At 71.9% G+C, this 23,160-nt stretch carries 19 protein-coding genes; 4 read left to right on the top strand and 15 right to left on the bottom strand.

The genetic code is table 11. The features are described from left to right. Nucleotides 1-50: 50 nt before the first annotated feature. The 3 genes from APR04_RS15705 to APR04_RS15695 all read right to left on the bottom strand — a co-directional run bounded on the left by APR04_RS15705 (nucleotide 51) and on the right by APR04_RS15695 (nucleotide 2,371). A complete protein-coding gene (locus tag APR04_RS15705; RefSeq protein WP_253871769.1) occupies nucleotides 51-476 on the bottom strand; it encodes an SCO2097 family morphological protein in 426 nt (141 codons plus the stop codon). Between the two features lie 106 nt (nucleotides 477-582). After that, a complete protein-coding gene (locus tag APR04_RS15700; protein ID WP_253871766.1) occupies nucleotides 583-1,824 on the bottom strand; it encodes a DNA polymerase IV in 1,242 nt (413 codons plus the stop codon). A 79-nt stretch (nucleotides 1,825-1,903) separates the two neighbouring features. Further along, entirely contained in the window at nucleotides 1,904-2,371 is a 468-nt protein-coding gene (locus APR04_RS15695; RefSeq protein ID WP_253871765.1) for an SAV_6107 family HEPN domain-containing protein, read from the bottom strand. Nucleotides 2,372-2,471: 100 nt separating this feature from the next. Between APR04_RS15695 and APR04_RS15690 the strand changes: the two genes are divergently transcribed. After that, on the top strand, nucleotides 2,472-3,449 hold the full coding sequence (locus APR04_RS15690; protein ID WP_253871763.1) for a spermidine synthase: 978 nt from the start codon (nucleotides 2,472-2,474) through the stop codon (nucleotides 3,447-3,449). A 54-nt stretch (nucleotides 3,450-3,503) separates the two neighbouring features. On the opposite strand, the gene APR04_RS15685 is transcribed toward APR04_RS15690, so the two are convergent. The 5 genes from APR04_RS15685 to APR04_RS15665 all read right to left on the bottom strand — a co-directional run bounded on the left by APR04_RS15685 (nucleotide 3,504) and on the right by APR04_RS15665 (nucleotide 8,634). Then, nucleotides 3,504-3,707 (bottom strand): cold-shock protein, encoded by a 204-nt coding sequence (locus APR04_RS15685; protein ID WP_116674592.1) that lies wholly within the window; start codon nucleotides 3,705-3,707, stop codon nucleotides 3,504-3,506. Nucleotides 3,708-3,996: 289 nt separating this feature from the next. After that, nucleotides 3,997-4,926: a proteasome assembly chaperone family protein gene (locus APR04_RS15680; RefSeq protein WP_253871762.1), complete on the bottom strand. Its 930-nt coding sequence runs from the start codon at nucleotides 4,924-4,926 to the stop codon at nucleotides 3,997-3,999. A gap of 166 nt (nucleotides 4,927-5,092) precedes the next feature. Continuing rightward, the gene (locus tag APR04_RS15675) at nucleotides 5,093-5,512 is read right to left on the bottom strand and encodes a response regulator (protein ID WP_129783750.1); all 420 of its coding nucleotides are present in this window, start codon (nucleotides 5,510-5,512) and stop codon (nucleotides 5,093-5,095) included. A 93-nt stretch (nucleotides 5,513-5,605) separates the two neighbouring features. Further along, nucleotides 5,606-7,255: a sensor histidine kinase gene (locus tag APR04_RS15670; protein ID WP_253871761.1), complete on the bottom strand. Its 1,650-nt coding sequence runs from the start codon at nucleotides 7,253-7,255 to the stop codon at nucleotides 5,606-5,608. Beyond that, entirely contained in the window at nucleotides 7,252-8,634 is a 1,383-nt protein-coding gene (locus APR04_RS15665) for a PP2C family protein-serine/threonine phosphatase (protein ID WP_253871760.1), read from the bottom strand. The genes APR04_RS15670 and APR04_RS15665 overlap by 4 nt, the downstream gene beginning before the upstream one ends. 121 nt (nucleotides 8,635-8,755) lie before the next feature. Here APR04_RS15665 and APR04_RS15660 point away from each other — a divergent pair, with 121 nt between their 5' ends. Together APR04_RS15660 and serA are read left to right on the top strand one after the other, a co-directional pair. Continuing rightward, nucleotides 8,756-11,047, top strand: coding sequence for a HelD family protein (locus APR04_RS15660; RefSeq protein ID WP_253871759.1), 2,292 nt, complete (start codon nucleotides 8,756-8,758; stop codon nucleotides 11,045-11,047). A gap of 47 nt (nucleotides 11,048-11,094) precedes the next feature. After that, the gene (gene serA / locus APR04_RS15655) at nucleotides 11,095-12,333 is read left to right on the top strand and encodes a phosphoglycerate dehydrogenase (protein ID WP_253871758.1); all 1,239 of its coding nucleotides are present in this window, start codon (nucleotides 11,095-11,097) and stop codon (nucleotides 12,331-12,333) included. 97 nt (nucleotides 12,334-12,430) lie between these two features. On the opposite strand, the gene APR04_RS15650 is transcribed toward serA, so the two are convergent. After that, nucleotides 12,431-13,630, bottom strand: a complete 1,200-nt coding sequence (locus APR04_RS15650; RefSeq protein ID WP_253871757.1) for a sulfotransferase family protein — start codon at nucleotides 13,628-13,630, stop codon at nucleotides 12,431-12,433. A 170-nt stretch (nucleotides 13,631-13,800) separates the two neighbouring features. On the opposite strand from APR04_RS15650, the gene APR04_RS31055 reads away from it, so the two are divergent. Continuing rightward, nucleotides 13,801-15,096, top strand: a complete 1,296-nt coding sequence (locus APR04_RS31055) for a cytochrome P450 (RefSeq protein WP_253871755.1) — start codon at nucleotides 13,801-13,803, stop codon at nucleotides 15,094-15,096. A 22-nt stretch (nucleotides 15,097-15,118) separates the two neighbouring features. Here the strand turns inward: APR04_RS31055 and APR04_RS15640 are convergent, their stop codons facing one another. The 6 genes from APR04_RS15640 to APR04_RS15615 all read right to left on the bottom strand — a co-directional run bounded on the left by APR04_RS15640 (nucleotide 15,119) and on the right by APR04_RS15615 (nucleotide 23,155). Further along, nucleotides 15,119-15,625 carry a gluconokinase gene (locus tag APR04_RS15640; RefSeq protein WP_253871752.1) on the bottom strand — a complete coding sequence of 169 codons (507 nt, stop codon included), beginning with the start codon at nucleotides 15,623-15,625 and terminating at the stop codon, nucleotides 15,119-15,121. Beyond that, a complete protein-coding gene (locus APR04_RS15635) occupies nucleotides 15,622-17,055 on the bottom strand; it encodes a GntP family permease (protein ID WP_253871750.1) in 1,434 nt (477 codons plus the stop codon). Before APR04_RS15635 ends, APR04_RS15640 begins: the two co-directional genes overlap by 4 nt. Nucleotides 17,056-17,185: 130 nt before the next feature. Next, complete coding sequence (locus tag APR04_RS15630) at nucleotides 17,186-18,217, bottom strand: WxL protein peptidoglycan domain-containing protein (protein ID WP_253871747.1); 1,032 nt, start codon at nucleotides 18,215-18,217, stop codon at nucleotides 17,186-17,188. 94 nt (nucleotides 18,218-18,311) lie between these two features. Continuing rightward, complete coding sequence (locus tag APR04_RS15625) at nucleotides 18,312-18,938, bottom strand: hypothetical protein (RefSeq protein ID WP_253871744.1); 627 nt, start codon at nucleotides 18,936-18,938, stop codon at nucleotides 18,312-18,314. 27 nt (nucleotides 18,939-18,965) lie between these two features. After that, nucleotides 18,966-20,909, bottom strand: a complete 1,944-nt coding sequence (locus APR04_RS15620; RefSeq protein WP_253871742.1) for an Ig-like domain-containing protein — start codon at nucleotides 20,907-20,909, stop codon at nucleotides 18,966-18,968. After that, nucleotides 20,906-23,155, bottom strand: coding sequence for a glycoside hydrolase family 127 protein (locus tag APR04_RS15615; RefSeq protein WP_253871739.1), 2,250 nt, complete (start codon nucleotides 23,153-23,155; stop codon nucleotides 20,906-20,908). Before APR04_RS15615 ends, APR04_RS15620 begins: the two co-directional genes overlap by 4 nt. Nucleotides 23,156-23,160 lie beyond the last annotated feature (5 nt).

Genomic DNA, 23,160 nt, shown 5'->3' with positions numbered 1-23,160 from the left:
CCCGGTGGTCCGCCTTCGAACCACCGGTGTCGATCGATCGGCCGGGCGGCCTACTGACCGCCCTGGTTGCGCCGGTTCTCCCAGCGCTCCTCAAGACGGGCGAGGAAGCCGCCGGAACGGCCACCACCCTGCCGCTTTCGGGGCTTACGTGCTCTCCCCTCGGGCGGCTGGACCGTGCCGTCTTCGCCGACGACGCCGACCGGGCCGTCCTGCCGCTTCTTGCGCGGTCCGAGGAACGCGAAGACCACGCCCGCGAACATCAGCACGAAGCCGATGGCACCGAGCCAGGTCTGTGAAGTCGCCGCACCGACGACAAGAAGAAGCAGACCGACGACAACGCCGGCCCCGGACAGCACATAGCGCAGCGCGTTACCCCGACCTGTGGACTGAAGCGTATTAGCAAGCCGCGGGTCGTCTGACGTCAGAGCACGCTCCATCTGCTCCAGCACCCGCTGCTCGTACTCGGACAGAGGCATCGAGACCCCCGGATCTCGCAAAGGAACAGTGTCCCTTCCAGGATAGGACGACCCGGCCGTCGTTGGTAGTCGACATCCCGGGCATACCAGCGACTATAGGGGCAGATCAGTAAAGATGCGTGCCGTTCTTGTGATGTACACCCAGGTCGATCGCAGTTTTTCCAAACTTCTCACGCACCGCGTCGAGCGCGAGCTCCGCCTCCCGCTGTGCCCCGGAGCGCGGATCCACCGATTCTTCGAGCGTCGGCTGCTGCGCGGATCCGCCTCGTTGCTGGAGATTCTCGGCCCGCACACCGACCAGCCGCACCGGCAGCCCACCCAGGTCCACCCCCGCGACGAGCTCGCGCGCGACGAGGTAGATCTCTCGTGCGACGTCCGTGGGACCGTCCAGTGTTCGCGATCGGGTGAATGTCGCGAAGTCGCTGGAGCGAACCTTCACGGACACCGTGCGCGCCATCACGCCCTGGTGCCGCAGACGCGCGGCGACCCGGTCGGACAGCTCGAGCACCCGCCGGCTCACCGCCACCGTGTCGTCCTGGTCCGTGCCGAAGGTGGTCTCGGCTCCGATGCTGTGCTCACGGTGCTCAGGCACCACGGGGCGCGGGTCGCGGCCCCACGACAGGTCGTGCAGGTGGGCGCCGCCGACCCGGCCGACGGCGGTCTGCAGGCTCGCCAGGTCCGTGTGCGCCAGCTCGGCGACCGTGGTGATGCCCCACGCGGCGAGGGACTTCTCCGTCTTCTCCCCGACGCCCCACAGCGCGCCGACGGGCAGCGTGTGCAGAAAGTCCACCGTGGCCTGGACGGGGACGAGCATCAGGCCGTCCGGCTTGGAGTGGGTCGAGGCCAGCTTCGCCACGAACTTGTTCCGTGCGATCCCCACCGAGGCGGTCACACCGTGCTCGGCCTCGATGCGACGGCGCAGCGCGGCCCCGATCACCGTCGGCGGACCCAGCCGCCGACGGGCGCCGCTCACGTCGAGAAACGCCTCGTCCACGCTGACCTGCTCCACGAGCGGAGTGACCTCCTGGAGCAGGCCCATGACCGAGCGGGACACGTCGCGGTACAGGCTGTGGTCGGGCCGGACCACGGTGGCCTGCGGGCACAGCAGGCGCGCACGCGTCATCGGCATGGCGGACCGCACACCGAACGCGCGTGCCTCGTAGGTGGCGGCCAGCACCACGCCGCGCTCCTGGCCGCCGACGATCACCGGCAGCCCGCGGAGCTCCGGCCGCCGGGCCAGCTCGCACGACGCGAAGAACGCGTCCATGTCCAGGTGCAGCACCGAGCAGCCGGACTCGTCCGACCCCCAGTCTCGTCTCGCCGCCGCTGACCGCGGCCCCTTGCTCACGACCGTGCTCCGTCCTTGCTGTAGCTCAGTGCTCCGAGTCGTGCGGAGCGGACACCGTGGCCGACCCCGCACGCGTCCGCTACGACGCCTCTGGCACCAGGGTCAGGCGCTGCGCCGAGAACCCGGCGTGCGGGTCCACGAGCATCGCCACCTCGTCCCGGAAGTCCTCCGCGCAGGCGAGCAGCTCGTCCGCCCGCGCCGGCTCGACCTGCTCCGGGCGGCCGGCGTCGACCGCCGCACGCAGTGGCGCCCCGGCGGCGAAGTAGCCGGACCAGGCCGCCAGGTCCGGCTCGGCGTGCGCGAGCATGTCCCACACCGTCCGCGCACCGGAACGCGCCGACGGACGCCCACGGAGCGCCACGACGGCCGCCGCCGAGCGGATCGCCGCGAGGTGCGCATGGACGAACCGGTCCCCCGGGTCGGCCGAACGCGCCGCCTCGGCCAGCTCCGCGTCCGCCTTGCGCAGCAGCGCGCTGACGCCCGGCGGGACCGCGCGCGGCACGAGCATGCGCGCCGAGACAACGTCCCGCGCGCCCTGAGAGTGCATGCTGCCCATCTCGAACCTCCGATCGAACCCCTTGTGCGACACTATCGAACATACGTTCTATCCTGTCAAGCGCTCCGGGGACCCGGGAGACACTGTCCTCATGGCCCGCCGCTCCGCCCGACGCCGCCCATCCTCCTCCGCACCACTGACACTCCCCGCAGAGCTGCCCGCCGGCCCGGTGCCGATCAGCACCGGCACCGCAGAGGTGGTTCGCGACCCCGACTTCCCGCAGCGGGTGACGCTGCACGTCAACGGCGTGCCGAGCTCCAGCCTCGACCTCGCGGACCCGGGGTTCCTGGACTTCGAGTACATGCAGCAGATGGCCGCCTTCGTGGCCCTGCTGCCGCCCGGCCCCCTCCGGGTGCTGCACCTCGGCGCCGCCGGCAGCGCCTTCGCCCGGCACGTGGAGCACGAGCGGCCTGGCTCTCGTCAGCTCGGGGTCGACCTCGACGCCCGGCTCCTCGAGCTGGTCCGCACCTGGTTCGACCTGCCGCGCTCGCCCCTGCTCCGTCTGCGCGCGGACGACGCCGGCCGCGCCCTCGCGTCAGCGCGGGACGCGTCCTACGACGTGGTGGTCCGCGACGTCTTCGCCGGCGACCGCACGCCCGCACACCTCGTCGGCACCGGGTTCGCCGCGCAGGCCCACCGCGCACTCCGCCCCGGGGGCATCCTGCTGGTGAACTGCGCCGACAAGCCGCCCCTCGCGACGGCCCGGCGCGAGGTCGCGAGCCTCGCCATGGCTTTCGGACCCGGCGCGGCCGCCTCCGGCCGGCTCGCCGCCGTCGCCGAGCCAGGGATCCTCAAGGGCCGGCGGTACGGCAACCTCGTCCTCGCAGCCGTCCGGGAGCTGCCGAAGGACCCCCCGGCGGGCAACCAGGAGGGCCAGCGGCCGGGTGGCCCACAGGACGGCGCACAGGGCCCTGTAGGGCACGACGAGGACACGGTGCGGCCCGACCTCCGCGACCCCCGGCTGGGACGCGCCCTGCGCACGCTGGCGGTACCGGCCACGCTCCTCGCGGACGACGACGCGGTGGCGTTCGCGGGCACGGCGGCGCCGCTCGAGACCCCCGAACCCTGACCGGACACGAAAGAGGCCGCCCTCCCGAGGGAGGACGGCCTCTGACGAGCTACTTCACAGCGGGACTACTGCTTCCGCCTGCGGACCCTTGGGCCCCTGCGTGATCTCGAACTCGACCCGCTGGGCCTCCTCGAGAGACCGGTACCCGTTGGACTGGATCGCGGAGTAGTGGACGAAGACGTCAGCGCCGCCGCCGTCCTGGGCGATGAACCCAAAGCCCTTCTCCGCGTTGAACCACTTCACAGAACCCTGCGCCATGCTGTCCTTCGACCTTCCGTCCGGGATCCGGCGGCGGGCCCGTTGCCCACCCCCGTGCCGCAATGCTTTCCCCGCTTGCTCACGACACGCGGACGTGGCCTTGGTAACTCACTGCAACGTGCGCCAGTGTGGCACGGACCACTCAGATGTGCCACGGAACAGGCACATTTCTGCCGCAGATATGACACATCGGTCCTCAGATGCCCGGTTCGAGCGGGTGCTGGTGTGCGTCTCACCCTCCGACTTGGGCCGGAACTGTGCGGCCCGACCCGGGATCCGGCCCTGGAGGCTAGTCGCCGTTCTGCTGAGCGAGGAACCGCTCGAACTCGGCGCCGAGCTCCTCCGCGCTGGGGATCGGAGTGGTCTCGGCGAGCAGGCTCGGACGTCCGACGGAGCGCGCGAAGGCGTCGTACTGCTCCTCCAGCGCCTGCACGACGGCCGCGACCTCTGCCGACTCGGCGACCTGCTTCTCGACCTCGATCTTGGCGTCCGTCGCGGCCTCCTCGAGAGCCGGGACCGCCAGGTCGAGGCCCGTGGCCCGCTCCGTGTGGCGCAGCGCCACCACCGTGGCCGGTGGGTACCGCGACTGCGAGAGGTAGTGCGGCACGTGGACCGTGAAGCCCATCGCGTCGTGCCCTGCCTCGCCCAGCCGGTACTCGAGCAGCGCCGCCAGCGAGCCCGGCACCTTCACGCTGCCGAACCACGACGTGTAGTCGTCGACCAGGCCGGGCCGCGTCGCGTGCGCCGTCAGGGACAGCGGGCGGGTGTGCGGCAGGCCCATCGGGATGCCCTGGATGCCGACCACGAGGCTCACGCCGAACCGCTCGACCAGCTGGACCACCCCGGCCACCACACGTTCCCACTGCAGGTCCGGCTCGGCGCCGTGCAGCAGCAGGAATCCGGTGCCCTCTGCGTCGGTCACGTGGTCGATCGCGAGATAGGGCGCCTGGTAGTCCGCCCACCGGTCGGAGTCGAAGGTCATGGTCGCCCGCTTGGAGCGGTAGTCGAGGAGCTGGTCGACGTCGAACGTCACGAGCCGCTCGACACGAAACGCGTCGACGAGGTGCTCGACGGCGAGATCGCCCGCGCTGCCCGCGTCCACGAACCCGCGGACGGCGTGCAGCAGTACAGGCCCGTCGGCGCTTCCGGGCACGCTGCGACCCAGCGTGCGCCCGACCGCTGCTTCGTCGACGTCGTAGATGCCCTGGGGGTCAAGCACGTGCGCTCCCTCGCTCGTCGGAGTGGTTCCGCGATCACCCGGACACACCGTCCAGGTTCTCTGCTCAGGTCCAACATCACGACGGCCGGGTGTCTTCCCGTTACGCCCTCAGCGTCGTCACCGAGTCATCGTCACCGAGTGATCGTCACCGGGCCGGCCACCGGGGTCATCGACCGGGCAGGCGCACCACGGAGACGAAGAAGTCGTCGATCTGGCGGACCACGTCGATGAATCGGTCGAAGTCCACCGGCTTGGTCACGTACGCGTTCGCGTGCAGCGAGTACGAGCCCACGACGTCCTCCTGCGCGTCCGACGTGGTGAGCACCACTACCGGGATGTGCCGCAGCATGGGGTCGCCCTTCGCCACGGCGAGCACCTCCATGCCGTCCATCTTCGGCAGGTTGAGGTCGAGCAGCACCAGGTCGGGTGTGGGGGCCTTCGCGTACTGGCCCTGCTTGCGCAGGAACTCGAGCGCGCTGACGCCGTCGCCGACGACCGACACGTTGTTGGGAACGCGGTGGTCCTCGAACGCCTCCCGGGTCATCAGGACATCGCCCGGATCGTCCTCCACCAGGAGGATCTCCATCACCTTATGACCGCTCACGCCCGTACCTGTCCCCTGGATTCGGCAGCGACGGGACCCTTCGTCGCGCCCGCCGTCGGCCCTGGTCAGGCCGCCTCATCCGAGCGTAGTCGACTGCGCGCGTTCGGTCGAAAGGCGGCCGCCCGTCGGCTGGCCCTGCCGCCGGGCGAGGGTGAACCGCACGATGGTGCCACCGCCGGCCGCCGGCTCGATCCAGATGCGGCCCTTGTGGTACTCGACGATGCGTTTCACCAGGGAGAGGCCGATGCCGGTGCCCGGGTACTGCTCGCGCGCGTGCAGCCGCTGGAAGATGACGAACACCCGCTCCGCGTACTGGGCGTCGATGCCGATGCCGTTGTCGACCACCGAGATCTCCCAGTGCGCGCGCATGCTCCGCACCTCGATCCGGACCATGGGCGCGCGCCCGGGGTCGCGGAACTTCAGCGAGTTTCCCACAAGGTTCACGAACAGCTGCTGCAGCAGGGCGCGCTCGCCGTGCACCTCCGGCATCGGGTCGTGGACGATCTCGGCGCCCGTCTCCTTGGCCCGCTCGGACAGCTCGGACAGCACGGTCGTCAGCACCCCCTCGAGGTCCACGTCCTCGCGCGGCACACCCGTCCGGCCCACCCGGGAGAAGCTCAGCAGGTCCTGGATGAGCCGCTGCATGCGCTTGGCGCCGTCCACGGCGAACTCGATGTACTGGTCGGCGCGGTCGTCGAGCGATCCGCCGTACCGCTTCTGCAGGAGCTGGGTGAAGCTCGCGACCTTGCGCAGCGGCTCCTGAAGGTCGTGCGACGCCACGTAGGCGAACTGCTCCAGGTCCCGGTTCGAGCGCTCCAGCTCGCGCGTCTTGTCGCTGAGCAGGTTGCGCGCGTTCTCGACCTCCTGGTGCGAGAGCCGGATCTCCTCCACCTGGTGCACCAGGTCCCGGCGCATCGTCTCCACGTGCATGGCGAGCAGTGCCACCTCGCCGGCGCCGACGGGCGTGATCTCGCGCCGGAGCTCACCGCTGCTCACCACCCGCACGGCGGCGGTCAGCTCGGTCAGCGGGCGGATCACCCAGGACTCCAGCGCGAGCCACATCATCGTGCCCATGAGCACGACGACGAAGACCAGCGTGATCACCGCGCCCAGCAGCAGCTGCTCCCAGACCGCCCGGGTCGCCACGATCTCGTCCCGCTGCGCGCTCAGCTCCGCCAGGTAGTGCACGACGGCGGCGCGCGCGCTCTCGTACAGAGCGTCCCCCTCCGCGGTGGTCGGTGCGGTGCCGAGGAGCTCCGTCCGGCACGCCGTCTGTCCGGCGGGCGCCGTCTCGACCGCCGCCACCACGGGCTCGGCGTACTCGTCGAACCAGGCGTCCGTGCGCAGCTGCGCCTCCTGGTAGGCCAGCGCGACCTCGGCATCGGGCTCGAGCTCGCGCCGCTCGACGTCGGCGAGGAGCGTGATGCGGCCGCTGGACCCCACCGCGCGCGTCCAGGGCTCCAGCGCGGCCTCGTCGCACGTCGCCCGGTAGGCACGCAGCGACGCCTCGGCGTCACCCAGCGCCAGCGACGCACGTTCCCCGTCGACCAGCGCCCGGTAGTACGGCCCGTCCGCCCGTGCGTCGAGGCCCCGCGACTGGATCAGGGCGAGCACCGCCACGGCGAGCGCGATCACGAGCATGGCCGCCACTGCGCCGAGGAGCCGCGCGAGCCGGCTGCGCATGGACACACCGGTGAACCGGTGCTCGGCGGGCACGAGCGTCATGCCCGCGACCACTCCACCGAGTCGGCGAGCGTCGAGGTGCGTTCGGCAGGGCCCGTCGCGCCGGCCCCTGCCCAGCCGACGAAGAGCAGCGCCGCGTCGTCGACCAGCGGTCCGCCGTGCAGCTCGCGCACGCGGCGCAGCACGCGGGTCACCACCTCGTCGGTGCCCTGGTCCATCTCGCGCTCCACGACGCTGCGCAGCCCGTGCGCGCCGAGCCGCGGCATGCGTCCGTGCGCGCTGGGCGGCAGGATGGGCGTGCCCTTCGGGTCGGCGCCGACAGCGGCCTCCACGAGCCCGTCCGTGTAGAGCACGGCGGTCCACACCTCGGGCAGCTCGACGGTGTGCGCCGACCAGCCGCCGTCCACGGGGATGCCGAGGGCGCGGCCGCGGCGCGCGGAGGACAGCTCCTCGCAGTGGTGCGTGACCAGCGCAGCGGCCTCAGCCGAGGTCCTCGGCACCACGAGCAGCGGCGGCAGGTGCCCGGCGAGATAGACGTCCATGCGCCCCCGGTCGGGTGCGATCACCACCTGGCAGATCGTGACGAACACCTCCGGTCGGCCGCGCTCGGCCAGGAGCACCCGTTCCAGCAGCGGCAGGACGTCGTCGGCGGGGGTGTCCGCCAGCACGAGCGTGCGCCACGCGGTGCGCATCGCGGCACCGAGCGCCGCCTCGTCCGGACCGTGCCCCGCCACGTCGCCGATGACCGTGACGAGCGTGCCGTCGGGGCGCTCGACCGTGTCGAAGAAGTCGCCGCCGAGCAGGCCGTTCCCGCCGGGCAGGTAGCCCACCATGACGGAGACCCGCTCGTCCGTGACCAGCTCCTTGGGCAGCAGAGCACGCTCGAGGCGGGTGGTCTCCGCCGCGCGCACCTCGCTGCGGTACAGCGCGATCTGCTGGGCGGCGGACCGGCGCCGCAGCGTCGCGTACCTGAGGCAGCGGGCGAGGCCGTCGCCGTCCACGTCGCCCTTGACCAGGTAGTCGTCGGCCCCGTTGGCGACGGCTGATGCGCCAAGGTCGTGTGCCGTGTTCCCCGTCAGGACGACGACGGCGGGCTGGACGGGCAGGACCTCGATGCCCTCGATGATGCGGCGCAGGGCGCCAAGACCCTCGGCGTCGGGCAGGCCGAGGTCGAGCAGCAGGCAGTCCACCGCCACCATCGACAGGAGCCCGAGGGCCTCGTCGACGGACCGGGCCCGATGCAGGTCGGCTCGTAGGTCGGCCTCCACGTCGGCGTCGGCGAGCAGCTCGCTCACGAGGAACGCGTCGGCGTCGTCGTCCTCGACGAGGAGGACGGAGATGGGCCCGTCGATCCACGACGGGCGCGCTTCGAGCCCGGGCCCTCTTCCGGGCCCCGCAGTACCTGCCCCGCCGAGTGCCATGGCGGCGATCCTATCCAGCGAGATGACGCTGTGTCAGCGGACAGGCCGACAGGTGCGCGATAATGGTCGGCCGGTTGATTGCGACCGATGCATTTTCGCTGGTGAACCACGGAGGTATGGCGTGACGGGAATCGCGGGCGAGCTCGCCCACGAGCAGGCAGTCGTCGACACGATGTACGTCCGGTTGGACACCCTCAGGGGCACGACCGCGGACCGTCTACGGGACGTCCGCCTGGCGGGTTCCACCGGCACGCACCAGAACCGCAGCGAACGGGACGCGTTCGCGACGCTCTACGAGGACCGGGCCGCGCAGCTCGACGCCGTCGAGGACCGGCTGGTCTTCGGCCGCCTCGACCTCTCGGACGGGTCTGCCGACGGCACCGTGACCCGGTACGTCGGGCGCATCGGCCTGACCGACGCCGAGCACCGCTCGATGCTGACCGACTGGCGCGCCCCGGCCGCCGAGGCGTTCTACCGGGCCACTGCGCTGCACCCGGCCGATGTGCGCCGGCGGCGGCACCTGGTGACGAAGGGCCGGTCGGTGACCGGCCTCGAGGACGAGGTGCTGGACCTCGACAGCGAGATCGACCCCGACGCGCTCTCCGGCGAGGGCGCGCTGCTCGCGGCGATGGCCCAGGGTCGTACGGGCCGGATGTCGGACATCGTGGCGACCATCCAGGCCGAGCAGGACCGCATCATCCGCTCCGACCTGTCCGGCGCGCTCGTGGTCCAGGGCGGCCCGGGAACCGGCAAGACGGCGGTGGCGCTGCACCGTGCCGCCTACCTCCTGTACGCGCACCGGCGCCTGCTGGAACGCTCCGGCGTGCTCGTCGTGGGCCCGTCCAGCGCGTTCCTGCGCTACATCGACCAGGTGCTCCCCTCACTGGGCGAGACCGGTGTCGTGTCCACGACGATCGGCGACCTCGTCCCGGGGATCCGCGCGACCGCCGTCGACGAGGGGCAGGTGGCCCGGCTCAAGGGCCTGCTCCTGTGGCGCAAGATAGTCCGCCGCGCGGTGCGCGCCAGGGAGCGGGTGCCCGAGCGGGAGGTCGCGGTGCGTGTCGAGGGACATGACTTCGTGATCCGGCCGAGGGACATCGGCGACGCGATCGCGCGCGCCCGCCGCACGCACAAGCCGCACAACCTGGCGCGGGGCGCGTTCGTGCGCGACATGCTGGACCGCCTCACCGACCAGTACCGCGACTTCACGGACGCGCCGCTGTCGGGCGAGGACCGCGCGTCGGTGTTCGAGGACCTCCGCTCGGACCGCGACGTCCGCGTCGCGCTGAACATCGCGTGGCTGCCCATCACCCCCGAGAGGCTGGTCAGCGACCTGTACGCCAAGCCGCACCGGCTGGCCGAGGCCGCGCCGGAGCTCACCGCGCGCGAGCGCCGCCTCCTGCAGCGGGACGCCGGAGCTCCGTGGACGGAGTCCGACGTGCCGATCCTCGACGAGGCGTACGAGCTGCTCGGTGAGGACGACTCCGTGGCCCTGGCCGAGGCCCGCCACCGTGAGGCGGAGCAGGCGCGCGAGGTCGAGTACGCCCGCAGCGTGCTCTCCGCGACCGGCGCTGGCGACGGCCTGGTCGACGCCGAGACGCTCGCCTCCCGCTTCACGGCGACCGGGCCGTCCCTGACGACTGCCGAGCGCGCAGCGAGCGACCGCGCCTGGACCTACGGCCACGTGGTGGTCGACGAGGCGCAGGAGCTGTCCCCCATGGCCTGGCGGTCGCTGGTGCGGCGGGTGCCGACCCGGTCGATGACCATCGTCGGCGACGTCGCCCAGACGTCCTCCGCGGCAGGTGCGCGCGACTGGGACCGCATGCTCACCCCCCTGCTGCGCGACGGATGGCGGCTGTCCGAGCTCACCGTCTCCTACCGGACGCCGTCCACCGTCGCCGACACCGCCCAGCGGGTCGCGCGGGCCGCCGGGCTGCCCGTCTCGGAGCTGCGCGCGGCGCGCGACGTCGAGGACTCCCTCGTCGCGGTGCGCACCACCGCCGGCCCGGACGGCCTGCCGGACGTCTCCGCTGTGGTCGCCGAGGCGCTCGGCCTCATCAAGGAGCTCGTGGGGCCCGACGCCGGCCGGGTCGCCGTCGTGGTGCCAGGGGCAGGGGTCTGGCAGCTGGCCGAGGCCGTCGCCGAGGCCCTGCCTGGCGCCGTCGGGGCCGCGGAGGCCGCCCGGCTGGCGGCACAGCGCCCGGAGGACGCCCAGGTCACCGTGCTCGCACCGCGCCAGACCAAGGGGCTGGAGTTCGACGCCGTCGTGCTGGTGGAGCCGGCCGCCATCGCAGAGGGCGCCGGGGGGACCAGCGACCTCTACGTGGCGATGACGCGTCCGACGCAGCGGCTCGTCGTCGTGCACGCCCGAGACCTGCCGGAAGGCTTCTGCGACCGCGGGGCGTCCCAGTAGGCGGAACGTGGCTGTTGCTTCCGGGAGACCTGGCGCACCATGGGCTCGTGCAGCGAGCCCTTCTCCTCGAGAACGTCCATCCGACCTCCGTGCCGATCCTGGAATCGGCCGGGTACGAGGTCGACTACCGCAAGGGTGCCCTTGACGAGGACGAGCTGATCTCCGCCCTCGACGGCGTCCAGCTGCTGGGCATCCGGTCCAAGTCCGAGGTGACGGCGCGCGTGCTCTCCGAGGCGACGAGCCTCGTCGGCGTGGGCGCCTTCAGCATCGGCACCAACCAGATCAACCTGACCGCTGCGGCCAACCGGGGCGTCGCCGTGTTCAACGCGCCGTTCTCCAACACCCGGTCCGTGGTGGAGCTGGCCATCGCCGAGATCATCGCCCTCACCCGCCGGATGACGGAGCGTGACCGCTCCCTGCACTCGGGCGTGTGGGACAAGTCGGCCGAGGGCTCGCACGAGGTGCGCGGCCGCACGCTCGGCATCGTCGGCTACGGCAACATCGGCTCGCAGCTCTCCGTGCTCGCCGAGAACCTCGGCCTCTCGGTCATCTTCTACGACACCGCGGAGAAGCTGGCGCTCGGCAACGCGCGCCGCGCCGAGACCCTCGACGAGCTGCTCGAGACGTCGGACATCGTGACGCTGCACGTCGACGGGCGCTCCGGGAACGCAGGCCTGTTCGGGGCCAAGCAGTTCGCCCGCATGAAGCAGGACGCGATCTTCCTCAACCTGTGCCGTGGGTTCGTGGTCGACGTCGACTCGCTGGCCGAGCACATCACGTCGGGGCACCTCTCGGGCGCCGCCGTCGACGTCTTCCCGGCGGAGCCCAAGAAGCGCGGTGACGCCTTCGAGTCGGTGCTGCGCGGCCTGCCCAACGTGATCCTCACGCCACACGTGGGCGGCTCCACAGAGGAGGCGCAGGAGTCGATCGGCCAGTTCGTCGCCAAGAAGCTCAGCGACTACGTGACCACCGGCTCGACGATGCTCAGCGTCAACCTGCCGAACCTCCAGCTCGAGCACACCGGCGTCGGCCGCATCAAGCTCCTGCACCGCAACGTGCCCGGCGTCCTGGCCACGGTGAACCAGATCTTCGCCGACCACGGCGCCAACATCGAGGGCCAGATGCTCGCCACGCGCGGCGACATCGGCTACGTGGTCACCGATATCTCCGACGTGACGGAGCGGGGCGCCTCGAAGAAGCTCCAGGCGCTGGACGCGACGATCAGGCTGCGCATCCGCGACGCCTTCGACCGCCCGGAGTTCCCCCCGGGCCCTGCGGCCCGCTGACCGGCGCAAAGTCAGCCGCGAGAACGACCTGGGGTACCGATTCCGCGTGGAGTCGGTACCCCAGGTCGTCCTCGAGCCAGACCGTCCGGGCAAACAGTCAGCGGAGTACCGACGGCGGGATCTGGTAGGCCGAGAACGCCTCCGCGACCTGGGTCTCGTCCAGGCCGTAGCGCTCCAGCGTGTACGCGTGGGGGCGATGGCCGGTCCGGTCGAGCGACGCGGCGAGGTTGGCGTCGTCGGTCTCGCTCCACGGGAGGTCCAGGCGGTCGAAGACCCCGTGCATGACCGTCTTCGGGTCCGCGAGCAGGTCGTCGTAGACGACGTCGACGACCGCGTCGTCGGGCACCTCCTGGCGGAGCTTGATCGCGCGCTCGACGCCGCCGGCGGAGATCCCCAGCCACTCCTTGCCGATCCGGTCCAGGTCGATGCGGCCGGGCTTGATGTACATCATGTGCGTCGCCTCGGCCATCGAGCAGCCGGAGGCGACGGCGGCCGCGGGAGCGCGGTGCGTCCAGACGAACCGCGCGTCCGGGAAGGCCCGCAGGATCTCGGGCATCCGCCACAGGTCCATCGGGTGCTTGAGGACCCAGTGTGCCGGGGCTTCGCCGGCGGCCATGACCTGCAGTGCGGCACGGAGGAACAGGAAGTCGTCGGTGAGGTCGGCGCCCGCCACGTAGTCGAGGTAGCGCGGTGCTGGTCCCCACGTGGCGTACATCTCGGTGTGGGCCCGCAGCATGAAGTCCTCCTCCTCGCCGTCGGCGATCAGGGGGTGCAGGTGCGCCCACCCGGGGCTGACCTTGCCGACGACCGCGTACCGCTTGCGTGCCGCCGCGATCAGCTTCTCGCGCTCCGCCGCGGGGCGCGGAAGGCCGAGGTTGTTCATCTCCCACAGCTTCGGGCCCCGGTTGCCCGGGCTGCGAGCGATCAGGTTGTAGGTCAGCGTGGTGCCGGTCCTGGGCAGCCCGACGACGAACACGGGAGCCGTCACCGGCTCGTCCCGCACCTCGGGGTGGTTCGCCTGGATGTCGTGGACGGCAGCCCGGTTGCGGAGCCGGTCGCGGATCTGGTCCTGGGTGCTCATCCAGCCGAGACCGCTCAGGTCCGGGTTCCCGGCGTGGTCGGCGAGGAGCAGGCGCAGGCCGTCGACCTCGGCCAGGTCGTCGGCGCCGAGCGGCACCCGGCCACGCTGCACCTCTTCGAGCAGGCGGTCGAAGACGGCGTCGGGATCCTTGCGGGTGCGCATACCCGGTGCGAGCAGCACGTTGAGGAGTCGGAGCAGCGGTGTGGCCTTGGACATGCCGCACATCCTGCCGAGACCGCCGCCCGGCGACAAGCACCCTCGCACGGCTGACCCGTATCGTGACCCAACTGGTGGCGCCACCCGAGCATTCGTCCGTTAGCATCCCGAACGAGGACTTGTACCCGGCGTCACATGGCCCGGTTCAGGGCGCCGACGAGAGGGGAACCGTGACCGCACGACCGCCGTCGGAACCGCTGGTGCGGCTGCGCGACACCACCGACCGCACGCTTCTCGTGGAGACCACCACGGCAGCCGACGCGAACGCCGTGTACGAGCGGCTGCGCGAGCGATGGGGCTCCGTCGCCCCGGTCGACCTGGAGCCAGGCGTACCGGCGTGGCTGGTGCTCGGCCACAACGAGGCGGTCGGCGTGCTGCGGGACGACCGCACCTTCATCAAGGACCCCTCGATCTGGCACGGGCATGCCGAGAACCTGCTCGGCCCGCAGTCGGCGCTCCATCTGATGCTCCCCCGCGCCCCGAAACCCACGCTCGCCGACGCCGACGGCGCCAAGCACGGCCGCATGCGGCCACCCGTCGACGAAGCGCTGTCGCAGGTCGACGAGACCCGCACGGCCGCGATCACCCGTCGGCTGTGCGGGATGCTGATCGACCGGTTCGAGGACCGCGGACGCGCCGACCTGGTCGCCGAGTACGCAGCGGTCGTCCCGTTCCTCGTGCTGTCCGAGCTGGACGGGCTCGAACCAGGGCAGGCGCAGCGCCTGCAGGAGATCACCCGGGCGATCTTCGAGTCCGGCGCCGCGGCCCGTGAGCGGACCGCCGAGCTGCTGGAGATCGTCACCGGGCACATCGTCCACAGCAGGAAGCTCGGCACCCAGGACATCGCGGGGGTCCTGGCCGTGCACGAGAACTTCGAGAGCGACCTGGAACGGGCTCAGACCCTCACCGCCATCACCCTTGCTGCCAACGAGGCGCTGATGGCCTGGATCGCGCAGACGCTCGCGCTGGTCCTGAGCGACCCCCGCTTCTCCCACCGCGTCTCCGGGGGCCGGCTGCACATCGACGACGCGCTCGACGAGGTCCTGTGGCGCTCGACGACGAACCCCAACCTCATGCCGAGGTTCGCCACGCGCGAGGTGACGATCGGCGACAAGCTGGTCGAACGCGGGGCGGCGGTGATCGTCGGGGTGCATGCGGCCAACCACGACCCGCTGGTCCAGTCCGCCGATCCGTGGGACACGGTAGGAAACCGCGCCTACCTGTCGTTCGGCGCGGGCCCGCACCGATGCCCCGCACCGCGTCTCGGGCGCGTCATCGCGCGGATCGCGGTCGCGGAGCTGCTGCAGCGCCTGCAGGTGACCCTCGTCGGCGACCCCGAAAAGGTCGAGTGGGCGACCAGCCCCTGGATGCGCTTCCCCGCTCGGCTGCCGGTGACCTTCCCGTCTCCGCTCAGCCAGCCGTCGCCAGGGAGCTGGCCCTCCGGGTCGCCGGAGCTCGCGCGGTAGGCCTTCGGAGCGACCCGGACCGTCAGGCCGCCCGGACCGCGGCGAGCGCGTCCGCGAACACGGCGTCGACGGTCTGGTTGTCGTCGATGACGGCACCCGCCTCGTCCGGCTCCAGCGGTTCCAGGGTGTCGAGCTGGGACTGCAGGAGCGACGGCGGCATGAAGTGGGTCCGGCGCTTCATCCGGTCGAGCAGGACGTCGAACGTCGAGTCGAGATGCACGAAGAACAGACCGGCATAACCCTCGCGCAGCCAGTCGCGGTACGGCCGGCGCAGTGCCGAGCAGGCCGTGACCGAGAGCTCGCCGGCCGCGTCGACCCGAGCGATCTCGTGGGCCAGCGCCCGCAGCCACGGGCGCCGGTCGTCGTCGTCGAGGGGGATCCCTGCCGACATCTTCTCGATGTTCGCCGGCGGGTGGAACGTGTCGCCCTCGACGAACAAGCCGCCGATCGCCTCCGCGAGCGCGCGGCCGACGGTGGTCTTGCCCGTCGCGGTGACGCCCATGACGACGAGGTGGCGCGGCTGGCTCATCCGGTCACGAGCCAGAGCAGCGCGGCGATCAGGAAGATGGCGACGCCCAGCGTCGTCTCCAGCACGGTCCAGGTCTTGAGCGTCGTCTTGACGTCCATGCCGAAGAACCTGCTCACGAGCCAGAACCCGGAGTCGTTGACGTGGGACAGGACGGTCGCACCCGCGGCTACCGCGAACACCAGCAGCGTGATCTTCACGTCACTGAGGCCCTCGGCCGCCACCTGTGCCGAGATCAGTCCTGCCGTCGTCGTCAGGGCGACCGTCGCGGAGCCCTGCGCGACCCGGAGCACCGTCGCGATGAAGAACGCCTGCAGGAGGATCGGGATGCCCAGGCCGGACAACGACTCGGTGAGCGCCGAGCCGATGCCGCTGGCCCGGAGCACCCCGCCGAACATCCCGCCGGCACCGGTGATGAGGATGATCGAGCAGATCGGGCCGAGCGAGTCGTCCAGGATGCTGGTCGCCTGGGCCATCGAGAACCGGCCGCGGGACAGCGCGGCGAGCGCGACCAGCACGGTGATGAGCAGGGCGATGGGTGTCTGCCCGATGAGCGTCAGGGCGTTCGCCCAGGCCGCGTCGTCCGCGATGGTGCCAGCCGTGACGAGGGTGCTGACGACGGTGTTGAGCGAGATCAGCACCAGGGGCAGGAGCAGGATGAGCAGGACGGTGCCGAACCGGGGCGGTGCCTGGGTGGCGGTGGCTGTCGTCCCGCCGCCCGTTCCGGTGCCCCCGTCAGCGTCCTGGTCCCGGCCGCCGTTCATCCGGCCGAAGACGGCGTCGGGGACGTCGACGCGGTACCGGGCGCCCAGGTAGCGGGCCACGTAGTGGACGCCGAGGAACCAGGCGCCGACCGCGACGGGCACACCCATGAGGAGTGTGAGGCCGATGTTCCCGCCCATCAGGTCCGCGGCAGCCACCGGCCCGGGGTGCGGTGGCACCACGGCGTGCATGACCGCGAACGCCCCGGCGGTGGGCAGCCCGTAGCGCAGGATGCCGCCACCGAACCGTCGCGCGACGGTGAAGATGATCGGCAGGAACACCACGAGGCCGGCGTCGAAGAAGATCGGGAAGCCGAAGATGAGCGCGGCGACGCCGAGGGCGAGCGGAGCGTGTTTCTCACCGAACCGGGCGATGAGCGTGTCGGCCAGGACCTGCGCGCCGCCGGTGGTCTCCAGCAGCCTGCCGACCATGACGCCGAATCCCACCAGCAGCGCCACCGAGCCCAGCGTCCCGCTGAACCCGCTCAGCAGCGCATCGGGGATGTCCGCCACGGGGATCCCTGCGGCGACCGCGGTGAGGAGGCTGACAAGCACGAGCGCGACGAACGCGTGCAGCTTGAGCTTGATGATCAGGAACAGAAGCACAGCGACCGCCGCCGCTGCGATCAGAAGCAGGGTGCCTGCCCCGTAGACCGGCTCTATCTCGGTCATCGCCGTCTCCTCGCGGTCATTCCTTGGTCCATCATGATCGTCCCGACAGTAGCAGGGCAGATCGCGGCAGCAAGGCGGCACGACCGGGTGTCTTGCCAGGTCGCTGCCGTGCGCCGTGGGCCGACCGACGTCAGCCCGCCGGCGCCATGGCCTCCGCGCGCCCCTCCGCGCGGGCCCGCTCGAGCAGCCGGTCGAGCCGGGCCCTGCGCACGCGGAGCGCCCGGCGCACCGCCCACGCGACGAGCGTCAGGGCGAGCAGCACCAGGAGGTGCGGCAGCGGCAGGGCCCACGCGGTGTCGGCGAGAGTCACGTCGGCAGGCACTGGCACGTCCGGGCCGCCCTCCGCCATGGCGGCGCTGACGACGGCCTCGACGCCGAACGGCCCCACTGGCCAGACACCCCGCACCGTCACGGTCACCTCGCGGCGGCCGCCGGGCAGCACCTCGAGCGTCTCACCGGTGGGTGCGGCCGCGGCCGGACCGCCGAACGTGCTCTCCGCGCGGACCTGCGACGTGGTGCGCAGCGCGACCGCCCCGTCGTTGACGACGGCGTACCGCACCACGAGCTCGCCGGGTTCGAGCAGGCCACGCCCCTGGGTGAAGGACGTGTCGAGCAGCTTGGCGTCCATCGAGGCGACCACCTCCCCGGGGGTGCGGAGGTTCACGCGGACCCCGACCCGCGACTCGACCTGCATCTCGCCGCCCGACAGCACCGAGGCGGCGACGCCCGCCGGGTGGTCACCGGGTACGGCGTCGGCCGGCGACGTGACCTCGAAGGGCACCACCTCGGTCTCCCCCGGTCCGACGACCACCTCGGAGGGCACGGTGATCCACGCCCCGCCGTCGGTGGGCGGGACCGCCGACGGCCGCATGTCGAAGCTGCCCCGTTCGGTCAGGTACCCGTCGTTGGCCGACAGCGCGAACGTCACCTCGTCCGCCGAGTGGTTGGTCACGGCCACGCGCTCCGTCGCTCGCTCGCCGGGCTCGAGCTCCAGGTCGACGACGCGACGCCCGTCCGGACCCGACGCGTCCGCCGGCACGACCGACCAGGTGACACGGTCGTCGTCGGCCGCTTGCGCCGGGGCGGACACCGGCACCGCCGTCACCACCAGTACCGCGGCGACGAGCCCCACAACACCCCTGACCACGCTGAACACGAACATGCAAAACCCTCCGGAGGACTTCGTTGAGTGCTGAATATCTGCGGTCTTTCGAACCGATCGAGCGCAAATATCCAGCACTCAACGAGGTGGTGGCTCAGCCCTCGAAGAGGGAGAGGGTCAGGACCGACGAGTACTCGCCGGGGGGCACGTCGGCGGGCGTGCGCAGCGTCAGGTCCGCGGTCACGTCCCACGGACCGGCCTCGGAGCCGGCCGCCCACGTGGACAGGAGCAGCTCCTGGCCCTCAAGACCGACGGCGGCACCGCCCGAGCCGTCCGGGAGCACGCTGGACACCGGCTCCCCCGCCGCGATGTCGCCCGACGGCGACGGCGTCAGCAGGCGCGGCGCCCAGCCGAGGTACTCGGGGCCGATCGGCTCGCGCCCCTCGGCGGTGAACTCGCTCGCCTGGCCGACGACCGCCCAGTACGAGCCCTCCGGCACGTCCTCGGCGTCGCGGGTGTCGGCGACCGTGACCGTGGGCAGGCTGCCCACGAACTGGCGGGCCTCTGCGTCGGAGCCCTCCTCTGCGAGGACGACGCCGTCGTTCGGCGCCACCGACATGCTCAGAGCGCCCGGGGTGTTGTCCTCGATGGTCACGGACAGGCCGACGCCGGTGTCGTCGCCCTCCGCGGCCATGGCGGTGGTCGCCAGGCCGCCGACCGTCGCGACTGCCAGGCTCGCCGCTGCCGCTGCGATCCGCTGGGTGGTGTGGCGGTTCATCATGGTGTCTCTTCTCTCCGTGGTTTCTGGTCAGACGCAGGACAGCGCGGCGAGCGCCAGGTCGTGCCGGACAGTGACGGCGGAGCCGTCCACCGTGCCGGTGGCGGTCACCGACGCGGTGGCCTCCGGTACCGCCGCGGCACGGGTCGCGAACGACTGGTACGCGCTGTCGCCCGGCTCGACGCCGGTCACCTCGCGCGAGCCGTGCTCGGTGGTCAGGACGACGTCGACGGGGACGTCCGACGCGTTGACCGCCCGGACGGCGACATGCACGGTGCCCGCCACACAGCGGGCGGAGGCCTCTGCGGTCACGGGCAGCTCGGCCCCGGCGGCGGGCAGGGTCAGCGACCTGCGCTCCTCCGGGTTGCCCGCCGCGTCGGTGGCCGCGAACTCGATGACCTGTTCCGTGTCCGTCAGCGTCCGGGTGAACGGCCCGGTGTAGGTGCCCCAGAACGTTCCCGGCCCCTCCCACTGGATCCGGTCGACGCCGGAACCGTCGCCGTCCGTGGCCTCGAGCGTGATCTCGACGCTCGAACCGAGGTTCTCGACGCTCGCGGTGGTCACGGGCGCCGTGGTGTCCACCCGCAGGTCCCGCTGCGCCTCGCCGACGTTGCCTGCCGCATCCGTGGCCAGCACGCGCACGGTGTGCGTGCCGTCGCCGTCCAGGGCGAACGGTCCCGTGTACGGGACCGGCTCCCCGCCGTCGACCGCCACCTCGACCCGTGGCTCCGGGTCCCGGTTGTCGCTCACCCGCACGGTGACCGTGACGGGCCGCACGTACCAGCCGGACGGCGCGGCGACCGGCTCTGCGGTCAGGGTGACCGAAGGCGGGGTGGTGTCCCCCGCCGTGTCCGGCTCGAGCACGAACACCACGGCCTCCGCCGGCACGTCCGTGCCCTCGACGTCGCCGGCGACGAAAAACATGCCGCCCGCCGCCGCGTAGCCGGCCGCGTCGACGTCGTCCCAGGTGACCGGGATGCGGCTGTCGCGCGAGTCGTCCTCGTACTGAGCTGTGGCGGTCGGCGGGAGCAGCGGCGCGGTCCCTGCGAGGGTGACCACCGCGACGTTGTCGACGGCGGCAACGGGGCCTGGGTCGCCGTCCCTGACGTACACCGTGCCCTCGACCGGCTCCACCAGGTCGGGCGACGTGCCGGAGACCGGGAAGGACCCGGCCTCTGTGACGTCGTCCGCCGTCACGTCCGCCCAGGTCACCGCGACCCGCACGACCCGGCCATCCTCGTAGACGGCGTCGATCCGTGCTGGTAGCTCCGGCAGCACACCGACCTGCGTCGGGACGTGCACCGGTGTGTGGTCGATCGGGCCGAACGGGTCCTCCGGGTCCGGCTCGACGACGCCGCCCGTACCCCAGACCTCCCACTCGGACACCGCGATCGCCGAGTAGGTCTCCTCCGGGCCGCCCGCGAGCGCCTGGAACGTGGCCCGCAGCCGGGTGGTCGTGACGGGCTCGAAGCTGGTCTCGTTCAGGCCTAGGCGGTCCGTGGGGAAGCCGCTCGGCGCGGGCAGGTCAGCGAACGCCTCGGCGTCCTGGTCCCAGTACTGGATCGTCCAGGACGTGGGCACGCGCACGTTGTCGCCGTTGGGCTCCGTCCCGTCCGACCAGAACCGCACGGCCGACCGGTCAACCCGGACAGGCACCTCCCACGTGTGCTCGAGCCACTGGCGCGCGGGGCGCGGGTCCTCGCCCCAGGTCGCCCAGGTGTCCTCGTGCGACCCGCCGGTGCTGACGCCCGCGCCGTCGTTCACGGCGGCGACGCGGTTCCAGGAGGCGGTGTAGCTGGCGCTCGGCGTGGCGAGGAGCGCGACGTTGGCCGGCTCCGCCGCGGTGGCTCCGGCGGCCGTCGTCGGAGCAGCTGACGGCACCGCGACCGCGGAGCTCAGGCCGGTCAGGGCGAGGACGAGCGCGCCGAGGACGGAGGTCGCGCGGCGTGCGACGGCTGTGCGTGGTGTGGTCATGCCATCCTCGCCTTGCCCGCGGTCAGCAGGACGCGCTGGGCGTCGCGCCGGCTGATCAGGCCCTGGTCGGTGAACTGTTCGGTGGTGCTCTGCACGCGGGCGAGGAAGTCCCCCCGGGTGGCGAAGCCGCCGTCGGCCCAGACGGCGTCGAGCAGGGTGGTGCCGTCGGGGCGGGCGGCATTCGCCACCCCGCTGTCCAGGCCCGCGAACACGACGCGTGGCTCCGTGCGGCGCACGTACATGTGGTACGTGGTGTGGTTGCCGGACCACGCGGGTTCAAGGACGCGGTCCCCGAGCCGGAAGTAGCCGTCGCCGGTGGCCTCGAATGCGCTGTCAGGGGTGCCGTCGAGGCCCATGTGGCTGTAGAGGGAGATGTCGAGGTAGCTCGTGGCCGGGTCCCGCACGAGCAGGACCGTCGGGCCCCACTCGATGCTCTGGACGGCAGGGTCGTCCACGGTCGGCACGGCGCGGACGCTGAACGGCATGTCGACGTCGACCACGTCGCCGGACGCCCAGGTGCGGGCGATGCTCACGTAGGTGCCCGGAACCGCGTCCAGGTCCTGGACCGCGCCGTTGACCTGGACGGTGAATCCCTTGCGCACCCAGCCGGGTACGCGCAGGCGCAGGTCGAGCTCGCCGGAGCCCTCGAACGTCAGGCGGGTCGAGCCGGCCTTCGGGTACTCGGTCTCCTGGACCACCCGCAGGCCCCGCTCCGGCCAGTCCAGCGTCGAGGCGAGGTAGAGGTTGACGTGCAGCGCGGTGCCGTCGGCGGACCGGAGGTACACGGTGTCGGCGTACTTGACGTGGTTCTCGAGCCCTGTGCCGCCGCAGCAGGTGCCGGTGTTGCCGTACTCGCGGCGGGTGCCGGGATTCACGCCGTACATGTACGTGACGTCGGGGCTGGTGTCGGACTGCGTGTCCCGCTTGGAGCCGACGATGTGGTTGAGCAGGCCGCGCTCGTAGTACTCCAGGTACTTCGGGTCGAGCGTGTGCAGGTACAGCAGCCGGGACAGCTTGAGCATGTTGTAGGTGCCGCACGTCTCGGCGTTGCGGGCCCCGATGTCGCCGGCGACGGTACTGGGCGGGCCGAACAGCTCGCCCTCCCCGTGCCCGCCGTGCGCGTAGGTGCGGCCGGGCACGACCATGCCCCAGAACCCGGTGACGGCGTCGAGGTAGCGCTGCTCGCCCGTCTGCTCGTAGGCCTTGAGGTAGCCGGGGAACTGCGGGATGTGCTGGTTGGCGTGCTTGCCGTTCAGGGTGTCTGTGCCCTCGGCGCAGGCGTCGACCAGCGGGGTCAGGTCGAACTTCCGGGCGGTGGCGAGGTACCGGTCCTCCCCCGTGATCGCCGCGAGGTCGCACAGCACCTCGTTCATGCCGCCGTACTCGCCCGCGATGTAGATGCCCCACATCCGCGTCAGCTGGTCGGCGGGCAGCGGGTCGAGCCGGCCGGAGACCCAGTCCGCCATCGGCGTCAGGATCTCCAGCGCCTGGTCGCTGTCGGCGACCTGGTAGGCGTCCCGCAGGCCGGCCATGATCTTGTGGCACGTGTAGTAGGGAGCCCAGATCTCACCGTACGGCGCGTACTTCTCGAGCTGGCTGAACTGCCACTCCCCGTACGCGGCAAGGAAGCCGGGGTGGCTGAACCGGCCCGTCGCCGCGAGCGCCGCCTGGACCTCGCCCAGCCGGGCGACCACCTCGTCGACCTTGTCCTTGAACACCTGCTCGCCGGTGGAGGCCCACGCGAGCGCGAGCGCGGACAGGAAGTGCCCGCCGTAGTGCCCGCGCAGCAGGTTGGCGGTCTGCACGTCGGCCCGGCCCGGGTAGTCGTCCGGCCCCCAGGCCTCCTCGTTCTCGTGGCCGAAGCCCTCCCAGCCGCCGGGCGGGTTGGCGCCCCACGTGTCGAGGCCGGCGTTGCGGCGGAAGACCGCGAGGACCCGGTCCACCGGATAGACCCGGAGCAGGTGCAGGAGCTGGTCCTGGGACCGGGTGGCGACGCTCGGCGCGAGGGTGACGTCGGCGAGCGGGAACGGTGTCGCGAGCCACCGGTCGGAGACGGCGGACCGGTCCAGCAGGCGCAGGTAGCGGCGTGGCAGGCGTGCGGCGGCCTGCTGCGCCGCCACGGGCGGGGCGGCCGAGGCCACCCCGCCGGCGAGGCCGAGGGCTGTCGCGCCCCCGGCGAGGCCGGCTGCTCCGATCCGGAGCAGCGACCGGCGCGAGACGCCGGGGGTCTCTGGTGAACCGTGCATGGTGG

It is taken from the genome of Promicromonospora umidemergens, from assembly GCF_024171995.1.
Taxonomy (GTDB): domain Bacteria; phylum Actinomycetota; class Actinomycetes; order Actinomycetales; family Cellulomonadaceae; genus Promicromonospora; species Promicromonospora umidemergens.
This window is presented reverse-complemented; position numbering and strand designations above follow the sequence as displayed.